The sequence below is a fragment of the Caballeronia calidae genome, assembly GCF_900044055.2.
In the GTDB taxonomy this organism is placed as follows: domain Bacteria; phylum Pseudomonadota; class Gammaproteobacteria; order Burkholderiales; family Burkholderiaceae; genus Caballeronia; species Caballeronia calidae.
Genome location: NZ_FCOX02000138.1, coordinates 1 through 7,898, shown reverse-complemented (window position 1 = coordinate 7,898; position 7,898 = coordinate 1). Strand labels below are relative to the sequence as shown.

Below are 7,898 nucleotides of genomic sequence, written 5' to 3'. Positions count from 1 at the left end.
ATCTACCTGCTCGATGCGCACGGCCAACTGGTGCCTCCGGGCACGACCGGCGAGCTTTATATCGGCGGTGCCGGCGTTGCACGCGGTTATCTGAATCGTGCCGATCTCACCGCTGAACGCTTCCTCGACGATCCGTTCAGCCACGAGCCCGGCGCGCGCATGTACCGCACCGGCGACCTCGCCCGCTGGCTGCCCGACGGCAATCTCGAATTCCTCGGCCGCAACGATCATCAGGTCAAGATTCGCGGCTTCCGTATCGAACTCGGGGAGATCGAGGCGCAACTCGCCAGTCATCCTGCGGTGCGCGAAGCGGTGGTCATCGCCCGCGACGACAACGGGAGCAACCGTTCGGCCGACAAGCGCCTGGTCGCCTACGTCACGCTCAACTCCGACGCCGATGCCGCGGGTCTGGTCGAGGCGTTGCGCATCCATCTGACCGAACGCCTGCCCGACTACATGGTCCCGGCCGCCTTCGTCATGCTCGATGCGCTGCCGCTCACGCCCAACGGCAAGCTCGACCGCCGTGCGCTGCCCGCGCCGGGTAATGACGCCTTCGCGCAGCGCCCCTATGAAGCCCCCCAGGGCGAGACCGAGTCCGTCCTCGCCGAGCTGTGGACGGAACTGCTGGGCGTCGAGAGCGTCGGCCGCCACGACAACTTCTTCGCGCTCGGCGGCCATTCCCTGCTCGCGGTCACGCTCATCGAACGGCTGCGCCGCCAGGGCCTTCATGCCAACGTACACGAGCTGTTCGGCGCCCCCTCCCTCAGCGCGCTTGCCGCCGCGCTCGAACACGGCGCGCCGGCCCGCGAGTTCGCGGTGCCGCCCAATGCAATTCCTCCTGGGACGGATATCCTCACCCCGGACATGCTGCCGCTCGCTTCGCTCAACCGGGCCGATATCGAACGGATCGTCAGCCACGTTCCGGGCGGAGTAAAAAATATCCAGGACATCTACGCGCTCTCGCCGCTTCAGGAAGGCATCCTGTTCCACCACCTGCTCGCTACCTCGGGCGATCCGTATCTGCTCACCACCCGGATGGCCTTCGACAGCCGCACGCGCCTCGAAGCGTGGCTCACGGCCTTGCAGCAGGTGGTCGACCGGCACGACATCCTGCGCACCGCGATCATCCACGACGGACTCACCGAACCCGTCCAGGTCGTCTGCCGCCGCGCGCTCGTGACGATCACGGAGCTCGAACCCGATCCCGCCGAAGGCCTGGCCAGCGATCCGTTCGCGCGCCATTTCGACCCGAGCGCGCTGCGCCTCGATCTGACGAAGGCGCCGCTATTGCGTCTGGCGATCGCCCCCGAGTCGGGGTCCGGGCGCTGGCTCGTCCAGCTCGACTGGCATCACCTGATCGGCGATCACACCACGCTCGATGTCATGCAGGCGGAAATGCAGATGCTCATGGCGGGCCGCGCCGGGCAGCTTCCGGACCCGCAGCCGTTCCGCAACCTCGTCGCCAAGGCGCGGCTCGGTGCGAGCGAGCTGGAGCACGAGGCTTTCTTTCGGGAGATGCTCGCCGAAGTCAGCGAACCCACGCTGCCGTTCGGCCTCGCCGATTTGCAAGGCGACGGCACCGCGGTGGCAGAAGCCCATGTCACGATACCCGCCGATCTCAACGTACGGCTGCGCGCCCAGGCGCGCCGGCTCGGGGTGAATCTGGCCAGTCTCTGTCACCTCGCGTGGGCGCGTGTGCTGAGCGCGGTCAGCGCAAAGGACGAGGGCGGCCAGACCGTGTTCGGCACGGTGCTGCTGGGCCGGACGCAAGCCGGCACTGACCGCGTGCTGGGTCTTCTGATCAACACCCTGCCCATTCGCATCGACGTCGATGCGACCGGCGTGGCTGACAGCGTGCGTCACACCCATGCACGTCTCGCGGCGCTGCTGCGGTATGAACATGCGCCGCTCCCGCTCGCGCAGCGCTGCAGCGGCGTGGCCGCCCCTACACCGCTTTTCGGCTCCCTGCTCAACTACCGGCACAACCGCTCTGCGTCCTCCCGCGACGAGCGCGCCCTCTCCGGCATCGACATGCTGAGTGCGCAGGAACGCACGAATTATCCGCTCACCCTGTCGATCGACGACAATGGCGACAGTCTGGAATTGACTGTCCAGGTCGTTGAGCCGGTGTCGCCCGACGCCGTGTGCGGCTACATGCAGCAGGCGCTCGAAAGCCTCGGCCATGCGCTGGAGGAGGCCCCCCAGACGCCGGTGAACCGGCTCGAGATCGTGCCGCCCGAAACGCGCACCCTGCTGGTCCAGACCTGGAACAAAACCGACGCGGCTTATCCCGCGGATGTGTGCATCCATCAGTTGTTCGAGCAACAGGCTCGACGCGTGCCCGATGCAATCGCGCTGGTCTTCGAAGACGAGTCGCTCACCTATGCGCAACTCAATGCGCGCGCGAACCGGCTTGCGCATCGTCTGATCGCGCTGGGCGTGGGCCCGGAGGATCGAGTCGCGCTGTGCGTCGAGCGCGGCATCGGCATGGTCGTCGCGCTGCTGGCCATTCTCAAGGCGGGCGCGGCCTATGTGCCGCTCGATCCGGCCTATTCGGGCGAGCGTCTCACCCACATCCTTACCGATTCCACGCCGCGCCTGTTGCTTGCCGACACGGCGGGCCGCGAAGCGCTGGGCGACACGGGTACGCTCGCCGTGATCGATCCGAACGCATCGCCCGATTGCGAACTCTCGCCGGACGATCCGCAAACGCGGGTCGCCGCGCCTAACCTCGCCTACGTGATCTACACCTCCGGCTCCACCGGCAAGCCGAAGGGCGTGATGGTCGAGCATGCGCAGATCGTGCGCCTGTTCGACGCGACGCAGGACTGGTTCGGCTTCGATGAACACGATGTCTGGTGCCTGTTCCACTCGTTCGCCTTCGATTTCTCGGTGTGGGAGTTGTGGGGCGCGCTGCGCCATGGCGGCAAGCTCGTGATCGTGCCGCAGCATGTGGCGCGCTTCGCACCCGATTTCCTTCGCCTGCTTCAGCGGGAGGGCGTCACCGTTCTGAATCAGACGCCCAGCGCATTTCGCGCGCTCATCCAGGCACAGGAAACCAGCGACGAATCCACTGCCTTGCGCTACGTGATCTTTGGCGGGGAGGCGCTGAATCCGTCGATGCTCGACCCCTGGTACGCGCGGCATTCGGACCGGAAGCCGCAACTGATCAACATGTACGGCATCACCGAGACGACCGTGCACGTAACCTACCGGCCGCTGACGCGCGAGGATTGTGCCGACAGCAACAGCCCGATCGGGGTGCGTATTCCCGACCTGACCGTCTACGTGCTGGATGCGCAACGTCAACTGGCGCCTGTCGGCGCGGTGGGCGAGCTCTACGTCGGCGGCGCGGGCGTGGCGCGTGGTTACCTCAATCGGCCTGAGCTCACGGCGGAGCGCTTCATCGACGATCCGTTCGTTCCTGGTGCTCGCCTCTATCGCACGGGCGACCTCGCGCGCCATCTGCCGGACGGCAGTCTCGAGTTCTTCGGCCGCAACGACCATCAGGTCAAGATTCGCGGCTTCCGTATCGAGCTCGGGGAGATCGAGGCGCAACTCGCCAGCCATGCTGCTGTGCGTGAAGCGGTGGTGCTCGCGCGTGCGCGACATGAAGATGCGCAGGATCAGCAACTCGTCGCCTATGTCACGCTCGTTTCCAGGATCGATACCGATCTCCTGCGCGAGCATCTCGCCTCGCGTTTGCCCGACTATATGGTGCCATCGGCATTCGTGACGCTCGACAGATTGCCGCTCACCACCAACGGCAAGCTCGATCGCCGTGCCCTGCCCGACCCGCAGTGGCAAGACCATGACGACTATGTCGCACCGCGCACCCCGGTCGAGCAGTCGCTCGCGCAATGCTTTGCCAGCGTGCTCGGTCTCGAGCGTGTGAGCGTCTTCGATAACTTCTTCGCGCTCGGTGGACACTCGCTGCTTGCAACGCAACTCGTTTCGCGCTTGCGCGAAGCCCTCTCGATCGAGCTGTCTCTGCGCACCCTGTTCGATGCGCCCAGCGTCGCATCGCTCGCCGAGACGCTTTCGCTCGACGAGCCGGAAAGCGGCCCGAGCTCGCTGCCGCCCCTGCACGCGCTGCCGCGCCCTGCGAATCTTCCGCTCTCTTTTGCGCAGGAACGGCTGTGGTTTCTCGAGCAACTGAATCCGGGGCAGTCCACCTATAACATCGCGGCGGCCGTGCGCCTGAGTGGCGCGCTCGACGTGCCCGCCTTCCATGCTGCCCTGAATGCCCTCGTTGCACGTCACGAGAGCCTGCGCACGTGTTTCGCGGATCATGACGGACAGGCCGTTCAGTGCATCGCTGCCGAGTTGCGGATCGCGCTGCCGCTCATTCAGCTGGACCCGCTCGCTCCCGATGCACGGGCCGCGGAAGTCCGGCGTCTGGCGCAAGACGAAGCCGCGCGTGCCTTCGATCTGCAACATGGTCCGCTGCTGCGCGCGCAACTGCTGCGCCTCGCGCCCGAAGAGCATGTGCTGCTCTTCACGATGCATCACATCATCTCCGATGGCTGGTCCACCGGCGTGCTGGTGCGTGAACTCGGCGCTTGCTATGCGGCTCTTCTGCGCAACGAAGCGCTCGCGTTGCCGCCGCTGCCCGTGCAATACGCCGACTACACGCTGTGGCAGCGCGACTGGCTCGCCGGCGCCGAGCTCGAGCGTCAGACGCAATACTGGCGCCGTCAGCTTGCCGACCTCGCGCCGCTGGATTTGCCCACCGACCGCCCGCGTCCCGCGCAGATCAGCGGATGTGGCGCGACGCTGCCCTTTGCGCTGAGTCTCGAGCTGTCCGAACGCCTGCACACGCTTGCTCAACGCGAAGGCGTGACGCCTTTCATGCTGCTGCTCGCCGTGTTCCAGACCCTGCTCGCGCGGCTCTCCGGACAGTCGCAGGTGGCCGTCGGCTCGCCCATCGCCAACCGTACGCACGCACACGTCGAGCCGCTCATCGGCCTGTTCGTCAATACGCTGGTGCTGCGCGCCGATCTCTCGGGCAAGCCCTCGTTGCGTGATCTGCTCGCGCAAGTCCGCGACACGACGATTGCCGCCTACGCGCATCAGGATCTGCCGTTCGAGAAGCTCGTCGAGGCGCTCTCACCGGCTCGCGACACGAGCCGCACGCCGCTGTTCCAGGTCATGTTCGTGTTGCAGAACGCGCCGATGGAACCGCTCGTCCTGCCAGGGCTCGATCTGGAGTTGTTGCCCGCAGTCGACGCCGGCGCCAAGTTCGATCTCACGCTGAATCTGACGCATACGGAAGACGGCCTCGCGGGCAGCTTCAGCTACGCCACCGATCTGTTCGACGAGTGCACCATCGTCAGGCTCGGTGAACGCTTCACGCGTTTGCTGGAGCAAGCGCTCGATCAGCCCGATGCATCGTTGCATGCGCTCGAGTTCGTGCTGCCCGAGGAGCACGCGCTGCTCGAACGCTGGAACGACACGGCTGCGGCTTATCCCGAACATCTGTGCATCCATCAGTTGTTCGAGCAACAGGTTCAACGGACGCCCGATGCGACCGCGCTCGTCTTCGAAGACGTGTCACTCACCTATGCGCAACTCAATGCGCGCGCCAATCGCCTGGCCCGTCATCTGATGAGTCTGGGCGTGCGCCCCGAAAGCCGTGTGGCTCTGTGCCTGGCCCGCAGCCACGAGCTGGTCATCGCGCTGCTGGCGATCCTCAAGGCGGGCGGCGCCTATGTGCCGCTCGATCCGGCCTATCCGGGCGAGCGTCTCACCCACATCCTCGACGATGCCGCGCCAGTTCTGCTTATCGCCGATGCACCCGGGCGGGAAGCGCTCGGCGATACCGGCGATCTGCCGGTCCTCGATCCGGTGTCCTTCCATGATGCCGTGGCGCAAAGGAACCACGAACACGAGCACGATCCGATCGTGCCGGGTCTGCACTCCGGTCACCTCGCCTACGCGCTCTATACGTCCGGATCCACCGGCAAGCCCAAGGGCGTGATGGTCGAGCACCGCCAGGTGGTCAACTTCCTGTCGTCAATGACCGACGTCACAGCCATCAGTCCACCTGAGCGCATGCTCGCCCTCACCACCATCGCTTTCGACATCGCCGGACTCGAGCTGTTTCTGCCGCTGGCTACAGGGGCCATGCTGCTGCTGGCGCGACGCAGCGATGCAGGCGATCCCGCCGCGCTGCAAACGATCGTCGAGGAGTTCGACATCAGCATCATGCAGGCCACGCCTTCGACATGGCGCATGCTGCTGGACGCGCAGTGGCAAGGACGCCCCGGCCTCGCCGCCCTGTGCGGCGGCGAAGCGCTGTCCGGTGAGCTGGCAACCCGCCTCGCCGCCAAGGTTGGATCGCTGCTCAATCTGTACGGGCCGACCGAGACCACGATCTGGTCCACCAGTTGCCCGCTCGATGCCGCAACAGGCATGCTGACCGGCGCCACCGTTCCCATCGGCCGCCCGATCGCCAATACGCGGATCTACCTGCTCGATGTGCACGGCGAACTGGTGCCTCCGGGCGCGATCGGCGAGCTTTATATCGGCGGTGCCGGCGTTGCACGCGGTTATCTGAATCGTCCGGCACTTACCGCTGAACGTTTCGTTGACGATCCGTTCAATGGCGAGCGCGGCGCGCGCATGTATCGCACCGGCGATCTCGCCCGCTGGCTGCCCGACGGCAATCTCGAATTCCTCGGCCGTAACGATCATCAGGTCAAGATTCGCGGCTTCCGTATCGAACTCGGGGAGATCGAGGCGCAACTCGCCAGTCATCCTGCGGTGCGCGAAGCGGTGGTCATCGCCCGCGACGACAGCGGGAGCAACCGTTCGGCCGACAAGCGCCTGGTCGCCTATGTCACGCTCACCTCCGATGCCGCGGGTCTGGTCGAGGCGTTGCGCATCCACCTGACCGAACGCCTGCCCGACTACATGGTCCCGGCCGCCTTCGTCATGCTCGATGCGCTCCCGCTCACGCCCAACGGCAAGCTCGACCGCCGCGCGCTGCCCGACCCGCAGTGGCAAGACCTGAGTGCGTACGTCGCTCCGCGCACCCCGCTCGAACACACGCTCGCCCAGTCCTTTGCCAGCGTGCTGGGCCTCGAACGCGTCGGCGTGTCCGAGAGCTTCTTCTCGCTGGGCGGCCATTCGCTGCTCGCCACCCGCCTCATCTCGCAACTGCGCACCGTGCTGGACAGAGAGCTGCCCCTGCGCATACTGTTCGACGCGCCCACGGTCGCCGCGCTGGCCCAGGCCATCGAAGACGATGCCGGGCCTGGCCTCGCGCCCGCGCGTCCGCCCCTGCTGGCCCAGCCCCGTCCGTCGCATCTGCCGTTGTCCTTCGCGCAGGAGCGGCTGTGGTTCCTCGAGCAGCTCGCCCCGGGCCAGTCCGCCTATCACATCCCGGTGGCCATGCGGCTAAGCGGTGCGCTCGACGTGCCCGCCTTCGGCGCCGCCCTGAACGCCATCGTGACCCGGCACGAGAGCCTGCGCACGTCGTTCGCACAACACGACGGTGAAGCCGTGCAGTGCATCGCTGCGGAATTGCAGATCGCGCTGCCGCTCATTCAGTTGGACACGCTCGCTCCCGATGCACAGACCGCTGAAGTCCGGCGTCTGGCGCAAGACGAGGCCGCGCGTGCCTTCGATCTCGAACACGGTCCGCTGCTGCGCGCGCAACTGCTGCGCCTCGCGCCCGAAGAGCACGTCCTGCTCTTCACCGTGCATCACCTCGTCTCCGATGGCTGGTCCTCAGGCGTGCTGGTGCGCGAACTCGGCGCATGCTACACGGCTGCGCTCACCGGCGAGCCGCTCGGGCTGCCCGCGCTGCCCGTGCAATACGCCGACTACACGCTGTGGCAACGCGGCTGGCTCACCGGCGCCGAGCTCGAACGCCAGACGCAATACTGGCGCAA

1 protein-coding gene is annotated in these 7,898 nt (G+C 66.4%); it reads left to right on the top strand.

Features of this window, described 5'->3' with window-relative positions; genetic code table 11:
* The coding region (locus AWB78_RS40525; RefSeq protein WP_157697822.1) for a non-ribosomal peptide synthetase at window positions 1-7,898 on the top strand (7,898 nt) is incomplete at both ends.